This is a genomic window from Streptomyces sp. NPDC058457 (genome assembly GCF_042720695.1).
GTDB lineage: Bacteria > Actinomycetota > Actinomycetes > Streptomycetales > Streptomycetaceae > Streptomyces.
Window position 1 is genome coordinate 1 of the sequence record NZ_JBHXLU010000129.1, and the last position, 15,648, is coordinate 15,648.

Below are 15,648 nucleotides of genomic sequence, written 5' to 3' on the forward strand. Positions count from 1 at the left end.
GTGCAGGCGCACAGCCCGGTCACCGTCGAAACCGTCACTCAGCCGGAGTCCGGAGAGGCCCTGGACACCACCCCGGGCGGACTGCCCCGGCGGCGCAGCCGGCGCCGCGAGGATGAGCAGCCCGAGGAGCGCACCGCCCGCACGCAGGGCAGCGTGTTCCCCGCGGTCCCGCCCGAGGAGTCCTTCGCGGGCCTGGCCGCCTTCGCCACCGCGGGCCGCGCGCCCGTCGCGGACGAAGCGGCGGACAGCGAGGCCGAGTTGACCGGAGACGAAGACGACGCGGCACCCGCGACCCCGGCCGGCGCCGATGACGCCGCCGCCGGACGCGAGTCCGCCGAGCACCGCACTGAAGAGAGCGACTAGTCCACATGACGCAACAGGGAACCGACGTGAGCTGGGCGCTCCGTGATCTGGTGGAGAGTATCCCGGAGATCCGTTTCGCCCTCGTGGCCTCCAGCGACGGCAAGGCCATCACCTCCTTTGGCGCCGAAGACCCCGACGACGTGGACCGCTTCGCGGCCGTGGTGGCTGGGCTGCAGGCCCTGGCCCAGCCGGTCGCCGAGCAGTTCCCCAAGTACGCGGGGCAGCTGCGGCTGGCGATGATCGAGGTCGACGGCGGCCACCTCTTCGTCGTGCGGGCCGGTGTGGAGACGTATCTCGGGGTCCTCGCCCGCGAAGGGCTCGACCAGGGGCTGCTCGGTCACCAGATGAGGGACCTGTCACGGCGGATGGGTGAGCTGCTCGGCACCTCTCCGCGCCTGGAGGAGCACTCTGGATGAGTGCTCCCCGCCGGCCCACGGATCCGTCCGGTCTCGAGCGTTATTACGTCCTCACCGGGGGACGCAGCGGACCGGGCGGGTCGGCGTCGAGCCTCGACGTGGCCACCCTCGTCGTCTCCCGCACCGCCCCCGTCCCGGGGATGCAGCACGAGTACGAGGAGATAGTCCGGCGCTGCCGTGATCCGCTGTCGGTGGCCGAACTCACCGCCCATCTCGGATTGCCCTTCAACATTCTCGCGGTGCTGTTGGCGGATCTGCTGGACGCAGGCCGTATTGAAGCCCGTGATCCCATTCCGGCGCACCGCGCCGGACGCGGGCCTGACCTCGCGCTCCTCCAGGAGGTACTCAGTGGACTTGAAAGGCTTTGACCATCCCGGCGACCCCGGTGCCGGGGGGACCCGCTCGGTCAAGGTGATGATCGCCGGGGGGTTCGGCACCGGGAAGACCACCATGGTCCGCTCCGTCAGCGACATCAAGCCGCTCACCACCGAGGAGACCCTCACCCAGGCGACCGTCGGCGTCGACAACCTCATCGGCGTCGCGGACAAGGCCGAGACCACGGTCAGCCTGGATTTCGGCAAGATCAGCCTCAACGAGGGCCTGATGCTGTACCTGTTCGGCACCCCCGGACAGGAACGGTTCTGGTTCCTGTGGAACGGCCTGTTCAAGGGCGCGCTCGGCGCGATCGTCCTGGTGGACACCAGACGCCTGGCCTCCAGCTTCCGGGCCATCGAGGAGATGGAGCGGCAGAACGTGCCCTTCGTCATCGCCCTGAACGTCTTCCCGGACTGCAGGGAACACCCCATCGAGGAGATCCGGGACGCCCTCGACATCTCCCCGCACACCCCGATCGTGGCCTGTGACGCCCGGGACCGGGCCTCCAGCCGTGACGTACTGATCGCCCTGATACGTCATTTGAAGGAACGCTCCGCCGTCGCACTGGAGCCCCGATGAACGACCAGAGCCTCGACAGTCCCGACGCCCCCCGCGGCTGCCCGGTCGCGCACGGTTCGCCCGAGCTCGCGCGGCTGTACGGGCCCGAGGCGTCGACCGACCCGCACGGCATCTACGAACGGCTGCGCAAGGAGCACGGCTCCGTCGCGCCGGTGCTGCTGGAGGGCGACATCAACGCCTGGCTGGTGCTGGGCTACCGGGACAGCCGACGGGTGCTCGACAATCCCAGCCAGTTCCCACGGGACGCACGGACCTGGCGGGACTACCGGGAGGGGCGGATCGAGGAGACCTCTGCCCTGATCCCGATGCTCGCCTGGCGTCCTGACTGCGTCTCCCAGGACGGCGAGCCGCACCGCAGGCTGCGCGGCGCCGTCAACGACGTGCTGCAGGCCGCCGTCGGCCGCGGTATCCGGCGCCACGCCACGCACTTCGCCAACAAGCAGATCGACCGGTTCGCGGCCGTCGGCCGCGCCGATCTGGTGGCGGACTACGCCGACTTTGTCCCGATGCTCGTGATGAGCCGCGTTCTCGGGCTCGCCGAGGTGGAGGGGCGCCGGCTGGTCGAGTCCTGCGCCGAGCTGCTCAAGGGCGGCGAGGACGCCGTGATGCACGACGGCAGGATCAGGGAGATCTTCGGCGAACTCGTCGAGCGCAGGCGGACCGAACCCGGCTCCGACCTCGCCACCGACCTCCTGGACCATCACGCGGCTCTCGACCACGACGAGATCGTCGATCACCTGCGCATGGTGATGATCGCCGCGGCTGTCACGACCAACCTGCTGGCCCGGGTGCTGCGGCTGGTCCTGACCGACGCCTCCCGGCTCTCCGGGCTGATCGGCGGTCAGCTGAACATCTCGGCGGTGATGGAGGAGGCCATGTGGAACTCCCCGCCGCTGACCGTCCTGCCGGGACGCTTCGCCGCCAGCGACGTCGAACTGGGCGGGCACCTCATCGGGGCGGGCGACCTGCTCGTGCTCGGTCTCGCCCCGGGCAACCTCGACCCCGAGGTCCGGCCCGACCCGGGTGTCTCGGTGGAGGGCAACCAGGCGCACCTGGCGTTCGGCGCGGGCCCTCACGAGTGCCCCGGGCAGAGTATGGGTCAGTCCATGATCGAGATCGCGGTGGACGTCCTTCTGCACCGGCTGCCGGGCCTGCGGCTGGCCACGCCGGCGGACGAGCTCACCTCGACGGCCTCCACCTGGGAGTCCCGGCTGGACAGGCTGCCGGTCGAGTTCCCGGTCTGAGTACGCTGCTGCCCGGCCGGAAGACCGGCCGGGCAGCAGCGTCGTCGGTGGTTCCGGAACAGGATCGAGGCGTCAGCCGTCGAGCCAGTCGCCGGTGACGGTCGTGGGCTGGTATCCCGTGGCGTTCCAGATGAAATGCGGGTGGGCGCAGCCGAACATGTAGGAGAGCAGCGCGGTGTCCTCCCTCCCGGTCTGAGGGTCGTACAGGGTGTAGAACTTTTCGGATCCGACTGCGCCGGCGTCCTGTTGGACCTGCCGAGCGCGGTCGGGGGACGGTGCATCCATGGATGCCTCCACGGCGGCGACGTAGGTGCGTCGCAGGATCTCCCATGTGCTGTCGGTGTTGCCCTGCCAGGGGCCGTGCAGTGCTTCGAAGGCATGGAGCTCGGCGTCGAAGAGGGCCCATGTCCGGGGGAATTGGGCTCGGCAGAGTGCGGACAGCTCGGCGGTCCGGGAGCTCAGTGCCGGTGCGGTGGGGCGCGGGCCGATGGTGAGGGTGGTGCCGTGGGTGAGGATGCCGGTGCACGGGTTGGGCTGCAGGTCGCACAGCGGGCAGTCCTCGGCCGGGGGGAGTCCCTCGGTGATGCCGTCGAACCACAGGGCGTGGCGGCCTGTGAGTCCCATCCAGACGATGGTGCTGCTCATCAACCAGGTGTTCCACATCGGTTCATGCGCCTCGGGCATGCAGCCGTACTTGATGAGGGCGATCGTGCAGGCGGCGTAGAGGGCCTTGGTGTGGGTGGGCAGGTCGGCGAGCCAGAAGTTGCTGATCTCGCCGGTGAGGGAGTCGACTCGCACGTCGGCCATGTCGTCGATGACGCGGCACAGCAGCAGGGAGGCGAGGTGTTCTTCCTGCCAGAGTTCCGTATCGGGTGAGACGTGCCAGAACAGGCAGTCCAGCATCTGCAGTGCTGAATAGGTGCTCTGGCTGAGCGGGTTGGTCTGGGGGAGCGTGACGCTGCCCGCGTGGTGCTGTTGGAGCCAGTTCTCGTCGACGGATCGCTTATGGGCTGCGTAGAGTCCGCAGACCAGGGCCCGTGCGCTGTTGGTGCTGAAACTCTCGGCCAAGCGGCCTTCGACGAGTTGGGTGACGTGCGTGGTGTCGATGGTGTCGATGACGCGCTTGTACTCGTGGAAGACGAGGATGTCGTCCTCGAAGCGGTGGCGGAGGCCGAGGTCTCGTTCAAGGTCGTTCAACTGCCGGACCCAGATCCATCCAGCGGTCAGGACGCTGTCGAGTTCCCGGCGGTAGGGCCAGGCCTTGACGGTGAGGGGACGACCGGCGCTCTGCCGCCAGCTGTAGTCGCCCAGCGTGCGCGCGGGGGGCGTAGGCAGCCGACGGCACAGCGGGCAGGCGCAGGCGGTTGCCCGCTCCTCCTCGCGCGGCGGGGTGAGCGCCCGGCTCCGCCAGGCCCCTTCCAGCATCGTGCAGGTCAGTCGGCAGATCTCGGCATCGGTGCTGACCTGGGGGAAGGCCGCTTCGATCGTGCGCAGGCCGGTGTCGAGCCGTTTCAACCTGGCGTAACCCTCCTCGTCGGGCGGGAGGAACGTGCGTGGCGCCAGTTGGAGGGCTCCCTCCACATGCAGCGTGGTGCCGGCGTGGGGGGATCCGAGTGCGTCCAGCCGCTGCTGAGCGGCGTCCTGAGACCTTCGGTACTGCTCCGTGCTCCCGTTGACGCGTTCCAGGAAGAGGCGGGCCAGGGTGTTCGCCGCCTCCGCGGGCTGGAGCTGGGCGCTTGGCTGCGCCGGGAGCAGGCTGTCGGCGGACGCCGTCGGAACAGCGCCTACGACTCGAGAATTCACACCGGTCTCCTTCAAACTGTGGTCCTGGCAAGGGAATTGACCGGCCGTGGTCGTCGGCCGGTGGTGCCCGGGAATTTCTTCTGTCCCTGCCGCGACGGCCTCGCCGGACAGCCGGACTCACGCGACCGGCTCCTGCTGCGAACGACCGCGAGGGGGGTACGACTGCTGCGTCGACGGCCGGGAAAGCGGCGCGGGTCGCCGACCCGCCCGCCGGCCTGCCATGAACGACCGCCCGTTGTCGAAGCACTCCTGCTACAGGACGAGCACCTGCATCGCCGCCTCGGCTGTGTCGATCAGGAAGCGCTCGCGGCCCGTCAGGCGTGGCGCGACCACCGGATCCGAGGCACGCGGCCGCTCCAGGAAGGCCGGTGCGGACCAGGTCACCAGGACGCCGATGTCCTCGGCCGAGGCGCGCGGACAGGTCCGGTCCGCGGCCTGCGACAGGTCCCACGACGTGCACTCCTCGAACCCGGCTTTGCCGTACACCAGGTCCATGTCCCGGAGCCGGCGCAGATGCCGGGCGCGCGCGAACTGCAGATGCTCACCGACGGGGGTCTCGAAGGGCAGGTCGAAGGTGACGTCCTGAGGCATGTGTTTCCTTTCGGGCGACAGTGCGCAGAGTCCCCCCGTCCCTGCGAACGGGTGGCCTGTCGGCCACCCGTGCACTCGAACTGGCCTTCGTGGCTCGAAAGTTGAGCCGTGAGGCGCTACGAGGCTGCCCAGAGCGTAAATGATCTACGCGTGACCTGACCGTGACGTGTGTTACTGCTCATGCCTCCTGAGCTGAGTACACTCGCGCGCCCCCCACGTATGTGTACGCGACGCGTGTGTCCGCGATGCGCCCGAGGGGTCCGGCGAACGGATCGCGGTCCAGGACCACCAGATCCGCGAGCGCTCCGACCGCCACCCGCCCGGTGTCGTCGAGGTGGTTCACGTAGGCCGAACCGGCCGTGTACGCCGTGACCGCCGCCGCCAGGCTCAGCCGCTCCTCCGGCAGGAACACCGGCGCGTCGCCGCCCGGTTCCACCCGGTTGACGGCGACATGGATCCCCTGGAGCGGGTCGGGACTGCTCACCGGCCAGTCACTGCCGGCCGCGAGCCGCGCCCCGGACCGCAGCAGCGCCCCGAACGGGTACTGCCACCCCGCTCGCTCGGACCCCAGGAAGGGGATCGTCAGCTCGTCCATCTGCGGCTCGTGCGCGGCCCACAGCGCCTGGATGTTGGCGGTGGCGCCGAGTCGCGCGAAACGCGGTACGTCATCGGGGTGTACGACCTGGAGATGCGCCAGGTGGGGTCGCGTGTCGCTCATCCCGTTGGCCGCCCGCGCCGCCTCGACCGCGTCCAGCGCGTCCCGTACGGCCCGGTCCCCGAGCGCGTGGAAATGGCACTGGAAGCCGAGCGAGTCCAACTCGGCGACGTACGCCGGAAGTTGCTTCGGGTCGATGAAGCTCTTGCCCCGGTTGCCGGTCGCGCAGCCGCACTTGTCCAGGTAGGGATCGAGCAGTGCGGCCGTGCCGTTCTCGGCCACCCCGTCCAGCATCAGCTTCACCGTGCCCGCCCGGAACCGGCCATGGCTCAACGCGTCCCGCTTCTGGACGAGTTCGGGGATCTGCTCGGCGCCACGCTCCCGGTCCCACCACAGGGCCCCGACCACCCGCGCGGTCAGCGAACCGTCCCGGGCCGCCGTCAGATACGCCTGCGACGGGTCGTCCATGCCGAGGAACTCCCCGACCAGCGCGTCCTGCCAGGCCGTGATGCCGAGCGCGTGCAGATGCCGCTGGGCGTGCAGCAGCGCCGCGAGCCGGTCCGCCGGGCCGGCCGGCGGTGCGAGCCGGCCGACCAGCTGCATCGCACCCTCCTGGAGCGTGCCGCTCGGCGCGCCGGAGGCGTCCCGCTCGATCCGCCCGTCGGCCGGGTCGGGCGTGTCGCGGCCGATCCCGGCCAGCTCCAGGGCCCGGCTGTTGACCCACGCCCCGTGATGGTCCCGGTTGGGCAGGTACACGGGCCGGTCCGGTACGACGGCGTCCAGCAGCTCCTTCGTCGGTGTGCCGCCCGCGAACGCCTCCATGGACCAGCCGCCGCCCAGGATCCACGCCCGCTCCGGATGCGCCGCGGCGTAGGCGCGTAGGGCGGCCACGGTCTCCTCGGCGGTCCGCAGCCCGGTCAGATCGCACTGGGCCAGTTCGAGGCCGGCCGGCACCGGATGGATGTGCGCGTCCTGGAACCCGGGCAGCAGCAGCCGCCCGGCCAGGTCGACCACCTCGGTGCGCGGCCCGGCGAGCTCCCGCACCTCCTCGGCGGGGCCGACGGCGGTGATGCGCTCACCGGTGACGGCGACGGCGGCGTCGGCAGGGCCCTCGGGGGTGAGGACGGGACCGCCGGTGAAGACCAGATCTGCGTGCATGTTTCCTGTTCCTAGTTGCGGGTCGTGAGCAGCTGGGGCGCGTCGGCATCCGTGCCCTCGCCGGTGCGGAAGTACGGCGAGCGGCGCACGTACTTCGCCCACCCGGCCGCGACGAACCCGGACGCGATCATCACCAGCGGGGTGGTCAGCAGGAACCAGCCGTTGTCCGCGCTGACCTCGAAGTGGTCGGTGGAGGTGTAGAAGGACCAGCCGAGATAGCCGCCGAGGCCCAGCAGGGCGAGGGCGCTCAGCGCCGGAAGGACCACGGCCCGCACACCCTGCCGCCAGTCGTCGCGCAGCAGTTGACGGAAGCGCGCGGCGGCGGCGAGCGCGGTGAGCGCGTACGACAGGGCGACGACGATGCCGACGGCGTTCACCGTTGCCATGATCATGTCGGCGAGCCGCGGGATCACCAGGGCGAGCGCGGCGACCGCCGTGGCCAGCGCACCGATCAGCAGCGTGCCGGCCGCCGGGGTCCCGTACCGGGCACTGACCTTGGACCACACCGGCCCGAGGGTACGGTCCCGGCTCATCGCGAACATGCCCCGGGCCGTCGGGATCACCCCGGCCTGCAGCGAGGCCACCGCCGAGAACATCAGCGCCACCAGCGGCAGCGCGGCCCACGGCTGCGAGGCCAGCCGGTCGCCGAAGAACGCCAGCCCCTCGGCCCCGTGCCCGGCCAGCTCCTTCTCGGACAGCACCCGCTGGAACGCCACCGAGCCCAGCAGGAACAGCCCCAGCATGGTCACCAGGGTGATCAGGCCGGCCCGGGAGGCGTCCCGGGGGTCGCGGACCTCCTCGTTGACGCTGAACGCGGCCTCGAAACCCCAGTAGCAGAACACCGAAAGGAGCAGGCCCTGCGCCAGCGCCGTCGCCGACGGGATCGCGAACGGGTCGAACCAGCTCAGGCTGAAGGGGTGCGGTCCGGTGACGATGCCGTAGCCGCAGAACCCGAGCAGTACGACGTACTCGAAGACCAGCAGCCCGGTCTGGAGGCGGGCGGCGGTGCGGATGCCGGTCACCGCGGTCAGGGTGACGGCTACCAGGACGACGATGCCGACGGCCGTGGTCTGAGCGGTGGAGCCGGGGTCGAGGGCGAGCGAGCCGATCCGGTGCACCCCGGCCTCGCCCGCCAGCTGCAGGATCGCGGATCCCGTGACCGCCGTGGTGTACGCGAGGAACGCCACCGTCGCCACGATGTTCACCCAGCCGACCATGAAGCCGAGCCACGGATTGAGCGAACGGCCCACCCACACATAGCCGTTGCCCGCGTTCGGCTCCACCCGGTTCAGCCGGGAGTAGGCGCCCGCGATGCCGAGGACCGGCAGGAACGCCAGCAGCATGACGGCCGGCAGATGCAGCCCGACCACCCCGGCCGTCACCCCCAGACCGATGCCGATGCTGGTCGTGGCGGCCGTACTGGACGCGGCGACCGCGATGCCGTCGAGGACGCCGAGGGATCTGCGCAACTCAGGGGGGTCTGCTGTGTAGGGCTGGTCGGTCATGGCCGGCACACTCCGCTCGCACCTGGGGGCCGGACTGGTCGGCCCCGGTGACGGGACATGAAACTGCCGGTGCCCTTCACAGGTCAACGGTGTTGTCATAAGGTGCCCGGCACACCGTGAGGGAGGTTCCATGAGCGAACGTGTCGTACCGGCCGCCGCCCGGCAGCGCCGGCGCCCCACCCGGCAGGGCGTGGTCCTCTCCGAGGAGCTGATCGTCGGGACCGCGATGCGGCTGATCGAGGAGCACGGCGCCGACGCCCTGTCCGTGCGCCGCCTCGGCCGCGCCCTGGGCGCCGACCCAAGCTCCCTGTACCGCTACTTCCGGCACACCGACGACCTGATGCTCGCCATCGCCGACGAGCTGATCGGCCGTACCCTGCGGGTCTGGCGGCCCACCGGCGACTGGCGCGCCGACCTGCGCGACCTCGGCCTGCGCATGCACGCCGGAGCCCTCGCCCACCCCCGGGCGGCGGTGCTCAGCGCCCACCGGGTGACCGGGCGGACGTACGAGATCCAGGCCGTCGAGACCATCCTCGGGGTGCTGCGGAACGCCGGTTTCCCGGATCCGGAGGCGGTCCGCGTCTACCACGCCTTCGTCGACCAGGCCCTGGCGTACGGCGCCCTCGACTCCGCCACCACCGCCCTGCCCAAGGCCGCCCGGGACGCCGAGGCGGACGTGTGGCGGGCGACCTACGCCCGGCTGCCCGCCACCAGCCACCCGAACATCGCGGCCACCGCCCGCCATCTCGTGGCCTCGATGCGGGACAGCTCCTACCCGGCCGCCCTCGACCTGCTGCTGACGGCGGCCGAGGCGCGGCTCGCGCAGCTGTGCACCGGGAAGCGGCCGGCGGGCGACCGAATCCGCTGACCGGGGACGGACGCCCGGCCGGGCCGTACGAGGAGCGCGGTCACGGCGACCCGGCCGGACACTCCTTCACGCCGCGTCGGACCCCGCCCCCGGAGGGCCGACCCGGTCCCGGCCGCCCTTGCCGGCCGTCGGCCACACTCCGGTGGAGCGCTCTATGGCCGTCGCGCCGGTGCGGTCCACGGCGCTGCGCACCACCGCGAAGACCGCGCCCTGGACTGCCGCGGCCAGCAGCACCTCGCCCCAGCCGCGGTCCTGGTCCAGGGCGTCCGGTGCGTCCTCCTCGCCGCGCAGCGCCTTCCAGGTCCGGCGGAAGGCCAGCGCGCCCAGCGCCCCGCCGGCCCAGCTCAGCAAGAAGCCGACGGGTGCGTAGACGAGCGGGAGTCTCAGCTTCTTCCTGCGCCTGGCCATGCCTGCCTCCGCGTTCTCAGGGCCGCCCCGCGACCGCGACCTCCTCGTCCGCCGGCACCGGGCCGGGCGGCGTCCCGTCCCCGAAGGGCCGGCCACCGAGTTCCTCCCGGTGATGGGGCGTCAGCCACCCGGCGAGATCCGGGCCGAGGGGCACGATACGGGTCGGGTTGATCCCGGTGTGGACCTGGTAGTAGTGCCGCTTGATGTGGTCGAAGTCGACGGTGTCACCGAATCCCGGTGTCTGGTAGAGGTCCCTGGCGTACGCACACAGCACCGGGTTCTCCGCGAGCTTGAAGCGGTTGCACTTGAAGTGGCCGTGGTAGACGGCGTCGAACCGCACCAGTGTGGTGAACAGCCGGATGTCGGCCTCGGTGAGGGTGTCCCCGACCAGGTAGCGCCGCCCGGCCAGCCGCTCGGCGAGCAGCTCCAGCCGCCGGAACACGCCCGCGCACGCCTCCTCGTACTTCTTCTGCTCGTGCGCGAACCCGGCCCGGTAGACCCCGTTGTTGACGTCCTCGTACACCCCGGCCATCACCTCGTCGATCTCGTCCCGGTGCCGCGCGGGGTAGAGGTCCGGCGCGCCGTCCCGGTGCAGTGCCGTCCACTCGGTGGCCAGGTCCAGGGTCAGCTGCTGGTAGTCGTTGGTGACCAGCCGTCCGCTCGGCACGTCCACGACGGCGGGCACGCTCACGCCACCCGGGTAGTAGGTCTCCCGGCGGTCGTAGGCCTCGCTCAGGTACCGGATGCCGAGCACCGGGTCACGGCCGCCCGGGTCGAGGGTGAAGCGCCAGCTGCGGTCGTCCTGGATCGGGTCGGTGACGGCGAGCGACAGGGCGTCCTCCAGGCCGAGCAGCCGCCGGGAGATCACCGCCCGGCTCGCCCACGGGCAGGCGCGGCTGACCACCAGCCGGTAGCGTCCGGCCGCCACCGGCCAGCCGTCCCGTCCGTCCGCGGTGATCCGGTCCGTGAAATGGCTGGGGGACCGGCTGAATGCCTTGTGTCCCAGCTCGCTGTTGCCGCCACCGTCGCTCATGCGTCCTCCTTGCCCGGGGGCCGCCCGCGGTCGACCGGGGGCCCTGCGGGAATGCGTTCCCGCATTTCCGCTTCTCGTACGGAGTGACCGGCCCCCGTCCGCGCGGCCGGCGTTCGTGGCCCTCGGGCAGCGGGAGGCAGACGGAGGCACATGAAAGCCCCGCCGCGACGGGGGAACGCGGCGGGGCCTGCTATTCGGCTGCCCGGCCCGAAGCCGGTTCATGCCCTCCGGAAACAGATTTTTCTAAATTCCGACGGTCCCCGGCCGGAATGGATTCCCGGAATCGTCAGTTCCCCGTTACTGCGCCTCCAGTACGAACACCGGGATCTGCCGGCTGGTCTTCTTCTGGTAGTCGGCGTACGGCGGGTACGCCGCGACGACCCGCTCCCACCACTCGGCCTTCTCCGCACCGGTGACCTCGCGGGCGGCCATGTCCTGCTTGACCGGCCCGTCCTGGAGCTCGACGAGCGGGTGCGACTTGACGTTGAAGTACCAGACCGGATGCTTGGGCGCACCGCCCTGGGAGGCGACCAAGGCGTACTTCCCGTCGTGCTCCACCCGCATCAGCGGAGTCTTGCGGATCTTCCCGCTCTTCACCCCCAGGGTGGTGAGCAGGATCACGGGCATCCCGGTGTCCATCAGGGTGGTGCCCTCCTTCCCGCCCGAGCTCTCGTACAGCTCGACCTGCTCGCGCACCCACGCGGCCGGGCTGGGCTCGTACTCGCCCTCAAGAGGCATGAGGTCCGTCCCCTCTTCGCTTCCATGACTGACGCCATGATTCAACACCGGGAGCGCCCCGGATCATCCACACGACACCGGTCCCGTGACGGGATCCCGCCCGCGCTCCGAGCCCCGAACGCACGGGCGGTCAGCCCGGCGACAGTGCCATCCGGGCCGCCAGTCCCAGCATCACGCAGCTCGACAGCAGCGCCGTGACCAGGCGGCCCCGGTGGCCGGTCAGGCCCCGGCCGAGGAGTGCGCCGCCGCCCGCCAGCAGCAGCTGCCAGCTCGCCGAGGCGGCGAAGGCAGCGAGGACGAAGACGCCCTGCTCCAGCGGTCGTACCGGCCCGGCGGACCGGGTGCCGACCACCAGGGCCGCGAAGTAGATCACCGTCGTCGGGTTGAGCAGCGTGATCCCGAGGAGGCCGAGATACGCCCGCCCGGGGCCGGGTACCGGCCGCTCCTGACGCGTCGCGAGCCGCCGCTCCCGGAACTGGCGCAGCGCGACCGTCGCACCGCGCACGGCGAGCCCCACCAGCACCAGCGCCGACACCAGCCGCAGCGGCCCGAGCACCGGCAGCAGGGCCGCCGCCAGCGCGGCACCGCCGACCGTGGCGAGCAGGGCGTACAGGCCGTCGGCGCTCGCGACGCCGAGCGCGGCGCAGGCGCCGGTCCGCAGTGACGTGCGAGCCGTGAGGGACACTAGATATGTGCCGACCGCACCGACCGGGACGGCGATCCCGTACCCGGCAAGCAGGCCGGCGACGAGCGCGGCCGTCACGCGCGTGCGGGCTCGGGCCTCCAGGGACGCCCGGGCTGCTGCTGGACCCGCACCCGACGGACGGTCGCGGTGGTCAGCGGCACAACGGCGTCAGGAGTGTTCATGCGCAGATCCTGGGACCCGCGTCGCCGCACCGGCAAGCGAATTTCGGCGCGGAATCGTCCCCCGACCGCGCGCGGTTCGGCCAGATCACCCGATTCACCGATCTGGCTGAACTTGCGGTCGTCCCATGGGTGCCCCGGGCATCTAATGAAGATCGGCACGACGTACGACATTCGTCTGCGAGGTCTTCCATGAACGAACTGACGGACGTGACGGAACCCACCGATCCTGTCCACCCGGCCGAACCTGTGGCCTGGCCGCAGGACCGCACGTGCCCCTACCACCCACCCACCGGCTACGACCCGCTGCGGGACGGAGACCCGCTGGCCCGCATCCGTCTCTACGACGGCCGCACCGCCTGGGCGGTCACCGGCCACGGCGCGGCCCGGGCGCTGCTCTCCGACCCCCGGCTCTCCAGCGACCGCCGGCGGGAGGACTTCCCGATGCCGAACGCCCGGTTCGCGGTGGCCCGGGAGCGCCGTCAGGTCGCCCTGCTCGGCCTCGACGATCCCGAGCACCAGGCCCAGCGCCGCATGCTGATCCCGGACTTCACCCTCAAACGGGCGACCGGGATGCGGCCGGCCATCCAGCGGATCGTCGACGAGCTGCTGGACAGGATGATCGCCGAGGGGCCGCCCGCCGACCTGGTGAGCTCCTTCGCGCTGCCCGTGCCGTCCATGGTCATCTGCGACCTGCTCGGTGTGCCCTACGCCGACCACGAGTTCTTCGAGGCGCAGTCCCGGCGGCTGCTGCGCGGTCCGGAGCCCGCCGACTCCCTGGACGCGCGTGAAAAGCTGGAGGTCTATCTGGGCGACCTGGCCGACCGCAAGAGCCGGGACGCGGTACCCGGCGACGGCGTCCTCGACGACCTGGTCCACCAGCGGCTGCGCGACGGCGCCCTGGACCGCGACGAGGTCGTCGCGCTCGCCCTCATCCTGCTGGTCGCCGGACACGAGACCACCGCCAACATGATCTCGCTCGGCACCTTCACCCTGCTCCAGCAGCCCGAGCGGCTCGCCGAACTGCGCGCCGACCCCGCGCTGGTGCCCGCCGCCGTCGAGGAACTGATGCGGATGCTGTCCATCGCCGACGGGCTGCTGCGCGTCGCCCTGGAGGACATCGAGCTGAACGGCACCACCATCCGCAAGGGCGACGGGGTGCTCTTCGCGACCTCCGTCATCAACCGCGACGAGTCCGTGTACGACGACCCCGACACCCTCGACTGGCACCGCCCGGCCCGCCATCACGTGGCCTTCGGCTTCGGCATCCACCAGTGTCTGGGCCAGAACCTGGCCCGTACCGAGCTGGAGATCGCCCTGCGCACCCTGTGGGAGCGGCTCCCGGACCTGCGGCTCGCCGCACCGCCGGAGGAGATTCCCTTCAAACCCGGCGACACGATCCAGGGGATGCTGGAACTCCCCGTGACCTGGTAAGAGGCTCCTGCCATGCACATCGAGATCGACCAGGACGTCTGTATCGGCGCCGGCCAGTGCGCCCTGACCGCCCCGAACGTCTTCACCCAGGACGACGACGGCTTCAGCACCCTGCTCCCCGGCAAGGAGGACGGCGGCGGCGACCCGCTGGTCAAGGAGGCGGCCCGGGCCTGCCCGGTGCACGCCATCACGATCAAGGAACCGACGGGTTAGGCAGCCGCCGGCACATCGAGCACCGCCAGTTCCAGCCCGCGCAGCCGTGCCGGGTCGGCGACCACCTCGTAGGCCGCCACCCGGTCGCCGTCGACAGTGACCCGCAGGACGGACAGCAGACGTCCCCGCGGGGCGACGACGAGGCCGACCCGGCCGTCGACGAGGGCCGGTACGGCGAACCGGGCGCGCTCGCGCAGCAGCACCGTGCCCTCCGCGACCGCCCGCGCGCCCCGCAGCTCCGCCGCCACCTCCCTCACCGAGGCCGGCGCCGCGCTCTCGCGGCTCGCCGCCCTCGCCCGACCTCACCCGGCGTGCAGCAGCACCCGGGCGGCCGCGCGGGCCTCGGCCGCCGGCTCCGCGCTCCCGTTGATGCCCGCGGTGACCATCGCCCCCTCGGCGAGCAGGAACAGCGGCCCGGTGAGCGCGGCGTCCAGCCCGGCGTCGCCCACCAGTTCCGCGAGGTAGTCCCGGAAGGCCTGCTTGTGGCCCCGCACCCGGTCCACCACCCGCGGGGAGGTGGCGCCCAGCTCGCCGTACGCGTTGATCCAGGCGCACCCGCGGAAGTCCGGCTCCGCGAACCACCCCTCCAGCCAGTCGAAGACCGCGAGCAGCCGCTCCCGTGGGTCCCCGTGCCGCCGGACGTGCTCGGCGAGCCGCTGCCGCCAGCGCACGTCCCGCCGCTCCAGATAGGCCGCCACGAGCTCCTCCTTCGCGGGGAAGAGCTGGTAGAGCCGCTTGAGGGAGATGCCGGAGGCACCGCGTATGTCGTCCATGCCGACGGACTGCACCCCGCGCCCGTAGAACAGCCGCTCGGCGGCGTCCAGAGCCTGCTCACGCGCGACCGCGCTGTCCATGGGCCACTCCTTGACGAGAGAACGTGCGTTCTCCTACGGTAGCAGCGATCGGGAGAACGCGCGTTCTCCCCTTGTCGAGGAGGAGACCATGGCCGACCGCCCGCCCCTGCCGCCCTTCACCCGGGAGACCGCCGTCCAGAAGGTCCAGGCCGCCGAGGACGCCTGGAACACCCGCGATCCCGAACGGGTGGCGCTCGCCTACTCCGAGGACTCCGTCTGGCGCAACCGCGGCACCTTCGTCACCGGCCGCGCCGCGATCGTCGAGCTGCTCACCGCCAAGTGGGCCCGGGAACTCGACTACGCGCTCCGCAAGGACCTGTGGGCCTTCGACGGCAACCGCATCGCGGTCCGCTTCCAGTACGAGTGCCGCGACGCGGACGGCCGGTGGTGGCGGTCGTACGGCAACGAGCTGTGGGAGTTCGACGGGCACGGACTCATGACCCGGCGCGAGGCCAGCATCAACGACGTCCGGATCGAGGAGCACGAGCGCCGGATCCACGGTCCGCGCCCGGAGGCCGAGCGGGGCCTGTCCTTCCCGCTCCGGTAG

18 protein-coding genes and 2 pseudogenes are annotated in these 15,648 nt (G+C 71.4%); 9 read left to right on the plus strand and 11 right to left on the minus strand.

Annotation, left to right across the window (positions count from 1 at the left end; all coding sequences use genetic code 11):
- The 5 genes and pseudogenes from ACFWPS_RS49945 to ACFWPS_RS49965 all read left to right on the plus strand — a co-directional run.
- Positions 1–363, plus strand: a pseudogene (locus ACFWPS_RS49945) (hypothetical protein); the annotation flags it as partial.
- 5 nt (positions 364–368) lie between these two features.
- Positions 369–779: a roadblock/LC7 domain-containing protein gene (locus ACFWPS_RS49950; RefSeq protein ID WP_046733906.1), complete on the plus strand. Its 411-nt coding sequence runs from the start codon at positions 369–371 to the stop codon at positions 777–779.
- Positions 776–1,147 carry a DUF742 domain-containing protein gene (locus tag ACFWPS_RS49955; RefSeq protein WP_383720007.1) on the plus strand — a complete coding sequence of 124 codons (372 nt, stop codon included), beginning with the start codon at positions 776–778 and terminating at the stop codon, positions 1,145–1,147. The genes ACFWPS_RS49950 and ACFWPS_RS49955 overlap by 4 nt, the downstream gene beginning before the upstream one ends.
- Positions 1,128–1,733: an ATP/GTP-binding protein gene (locus ACFWPS_RS49960; RefSeq protein WP_383720010.1), complete on the plus strand. Its 606-nt coding sequence runs from the start codon at positions 1,128–1,130 to the stop codon at positions 1,731–1,733. Before ACFWPS_RS49955 ends, ACFWPS_RS49960 begins: the two co-directional genes overlap by 20 nt.
- Positions 1,730–2,977 carry a cytochrome P450 gene (locus ACFWPS_RS49965; protein WP_383720012.1) on the plus strand — a complete coding sequence of 416 codons (1,248 nt, stop codon included), beginning with the start codon at positions 1,730–1,732 and terminating at the stop codon, positions 2,975–2,977. Before ACFWPS_RS49960 ends, ACFWPS_RS49965 begins: the two co-directional genes overlap by 4 nt.
- Before the next feature lie 72 nt (positions 2,978–3,049).
- On the opposite strand, the gene ACFWPS_RS49970 is transcribed toward ACFWPS_RS49965, so the two are convergent.
- From ACFWPS_RS49970 to ACFWPS_RS49985, 4 genes are all read right to left on the minus strand, one after another.
- Positions 3,050–4,780 (minus strand): hypothetical protein, encoded by a 1,731-nt coding sequence (locus ACFWPS_RS49970; protein ID WP_383720015.1) that lies wholly within the window; start codon positions 4,778–4,780, stop codon positions 3,050–3,052.
- A 252-nt stretch (positions 4,781–5,032) separates the two neighbouring features.
- Positions 5,033–5,371: a hypothetical protein gene (locus ACFWPS_RS49975; RefSeq protein ID WP_383720018.1), complete on the minus strand. Its 339-nt coding sequence runs from the start codon at positions 5,369–5,371 to the stop codon at positions 5,033–5,035.
- A 178-nt stretch (positions 5,372–5,549) separates the two neighbouring features.
- The gene (locus tag ACFWPS_RS49980; RefSeq protein ID WP_383720020.1) at positions 5,550–7,184 is read right to left on the minus strand and encodes an amidohydrolase; all 1,635 of its coding nucleotides are present in this window, start codon (positions 7,182–7,184) and stop codon (positions 5,550–5,552) included.
- A gap of 11 nt (positions 7,185–7,195) precedes the next feature.
- Positions 7,196–8,689 carry an APC family permease gene (locus ACFWPS_RS49985; RefSeq protein WP_383720023.1) on the minus strand — a complete coding sequence of 498 codons (1,494 nt, stop codon included), beginning with the start codon at positions 8,687–8,689 and terminating at the stop codon, positions 7,196–7,198.
- Between the two features lie 130 nt (positions 8,690–8,819).
- Here ACFWPS_RS49985 and ACFWPS_RS49990 point away from each other — a divergent pair, with 130 nt between their 5' ends.
- Positions 8,820–9,557 carry a helix-turn-helix domain-containing protein gene (locus ACFWPS_RS49990; protein ID WP_383720026.1) on the plus strand — a complete coding sequence of 246 codons (738 nt, stop codon included), beginning with the start codon at positions 8,820–8,822 and terminating at the stop codon, positions 9,555–9,557.
- Positions 9,558–9,623: 66 nt separating this feature from the next.
- Here the strand turns inward: ACFWPS_RS49990 and ACFWPS_RS49995 are convergent, their stop codons facing one another.
- The 5 genes from ACFWPS_RS49995 to ACFWPS_RS50015 form a co-directional block, all read right to left on the minus strand.
- Complete coding sequence (locus tag ACFWPS_RS49995) at positions 9,624–9,965, minus strand: DUF4235 domain-containing protein (RefSeq protein WP_383720028.1); 342 nt, start codon at positions 9,963–9,965, stop codon at positions 9,624–9,626.
- Positions 9,966–9,981: 16 nt separating this feature from the next.
- Positions 9,982–10,998, minus strand: coding sequence for a glutathione S-transferase family protein (locus ACFWPS_RS50000; protein ID WP_383720031.1), 1,017 nt, complete (start codon positions 10,996–10,998; stop codon positions 9,982–9,984).
- Positions 10,999–11,295: 297 nt separating this feature from the next.
- The gene (locus ACFWPS_RS50005) at positions 11,296–11,736 is read right to left on the minus strand and encodes a nitroreductase family deazaflavin-dependent oxidoreductase (protein ID WP_383720034.1); all 441 of its coding nucleotides are present in this window, start codon (positions 11,734–11,736) and stop codon (positions 11,296–11,298) included.
- 130 nt (positions 11,737–11,866) lie between these two features.
- On the minus strand, positions 11,867–12,499 hold the full coding sequence (locus ACFWPS_RS50010; RefSeq protein ID WP_383720036.1) for a LysE family transporter: 633 nt from the start codon (positions 12,497–12,499) through the stop codon (positions 11,867–11,869).
- Positions 12,496–12,774, minus strand: coding sequence for a hypothetical protein (locus ACFWPS_RS50015; protein WP_383720039.1), 279 nt, complete (start codon positions 12,772–12,774; stop codon positions 12,496–12,498). Before ACFWPS_RS50015 ends, ACFWPS_RS50010 begins: the two co-directional genes overlap by 4 nt.
- A gap of 18 nt (positions 12,775–12,792) precedes the next feature.
- Between ACFWPS_RS50015 and ACFWPS_RS50020 the strand changes: the two genes are divergently transcribed.
- Positions 12,793–14,034: a cytochrome P450 gene (locus tag ACFWPS_RS50020; protein WP_383720042.1), complete on the plus strand. Its 1,242-nt coding sequence runs from the start codon at positions 12,793–12,795 to the stop codon at positions 14,032–14,034.
- Between the two features lie 12 nt (positions 14,035–14,046).
- Positions 14,047–14,247 (plus strand): ferredoxin, encoded by a 201-nt coding sequence (locus tag ACFWPS_RS50025; RefSeq protein WP_383720044.1) that lies wholly within the window; start codon positions 14,047–14,049, stop codon positions 14,245–14,247.
- Here the strand turns inward: ACFWPS_RS50025 and ACFWPS_RS50030 are convergent.
- Together ACFWPS_RS50030 and ACFWPS_RS50035 are read right to left on the minus strand one after the other, a co-directional pair.
- Positions 14,244–14,495 (minus strand): annotated as a pseudogene (locus tag ACFWPS_RS50030) (RNA polymerase subunit sigma-70); the annotation flags it as partial. The gene ACFWPS_RS50025 and the pseudogene ACFWPS_RS50030 overlap by 4 nt on opposite strands.
- A 54-nt stretch (positions 14,496–14,549) precedes the next feature.
- Positions 14,550–15,101: a TetR/AcrR family transcriptional regulator gene (locus tag ACFWPS_RS50035; RefSeq protein ID WP_383720047.1), complete on the minus strand. Its 552-nt coding sequence runs from the start codon at positions 15,099–15,101 to the stop codon at positions 14,550–14,552.
- Between the two features lie 88 nt (positions 15,102–15,189).
- Between ACFWPS_RS50035 and ACFWPS_RS50040 the strand changes: the two genes are divergently transcribed.
- The gene (locus ACFWPS_RS50040; protein ID WP_383720049.1) at positions 15,190–15,648 is read left to right on the plus strand and encodes a DUF1348 family protein; all 459 of its coding nucleotides are present in this window, start codon (positions 15,190–15,192) and stop codon (positions 15,646–15,648) included.

Excerpts from the sequence above, each read along its gene's own strand:
- ACFWPS_RS49950 (WP_046733906.1), top strand. The coding sequence starts at position 369 with ATGACGCAACAGGGAACCGACGTGAGCTGGGCGCTCCGTGATCTGGTG.
- ACFWPS_RS49955 (WP_383720007.1), top strand. The coding sequence starts at position 776 with ATGAGTGCTCCCCGCCGGCCCACGGATCCGTCCGGTCTCGAGCGTTAT.
- ACFWPS_RS49965 (WP_383720012.1), top strand. The coding sequence starts at position 1,730 with ATGAACGACCAGAGCCTCGACAGTCCCGACGCCCCCCGCGGCTGCCCG.
- ACFWPS_RS49975 (WP_383720018.1), bottom strand. The coding sequence starts at position 5,371 with ATGCCTCAGGACGTCACCTTCGACCTGCCCTTCGAGACCCCCGTCGGT.
- ACFWPS_RS49980 (WP_383720020.1), bottom strand. The coding sequence starts at position 7,184 with ATGCACGCAGATCTGGTCTTCACCGGCGGTCCCGTCCTCACCCCCGAG.
- ACFWPS_RS49985 (WP_383720023.1), bottom strand. The coding sequence starts at position 8,689 with ATGACCGACCAGCCCTACACAGCAGACCCCCCTGAGTTGCGCAGATCC.
- ACFWPS_RS49990 (WP_383720026.1), top strand. The coding sequence starts at position 8,820 with ATGAGCGAACGTGTCGTACCGGCCGCCGCCCGGCAGCGCCGGCGCCCC.
- ACFWPS_RS49995 (WP_383720028.1), bottom strand. The coding sequence starts at position 9,965 with ATGGCCAGGCGCAGGAAGAAGCTGAGACTCCCGCTCGTCTACGCACCC.
- ACFWPS_RS50000 (WP_383720031.1), bottom strand. The coding sequence starts at position 10,998 with ATGAGCGACGGTGGCGGCAACAGCGAGCTGGGACACAAGGCATTCAGC.
- ACFWPS_RS50005 (WP_383720034.1), bottom strand. The coding sequence starts at position 11,736 with ATGCCTCTTGAGGGCGAGTACGAGCCCAGCCCGGCCGCGTGGGTGCGC.
- ACFWPS_RS50015 (WP_383720039.1), bottom strand. The coding sequence starts at position 12,774 with ATGTCGTACGTCGTGCCGATCTTCATTAGATGCCCGGGGCACCCATGG.
- ACFWPS_RS50020 (WP_383720042.1), top strand. The coding sequence starts at position 12,793 with ATGAACGAACTGACGGACGTGACGGAACCCACCGATCCTGTCCACCCG.
- ACFWPS_RS50025 (WP_383720044.1), top strand. The coding sequence starts at position 14,047 with ATGCACATCGAGATCGACCAGGACGTCTGTATCGGCGCCGGCCAGTGC.
- ACFWPS_RS50035 (WP_383720047.1), bottom strand. The coding sequence starts at position 15,101 with ATGGACAGCGCGGTCGCGCGTGAGCAGGCTCTGGACGCCGCCGAGCGG.
- ACFWPS_RS50040 (WP_383720049.1), top strand. The coding sequence starts at position 15,190 with ATGGCCGACCGCCCGCCCCTGCCGCCCTTCACCCGGGAGACCGCCGTC.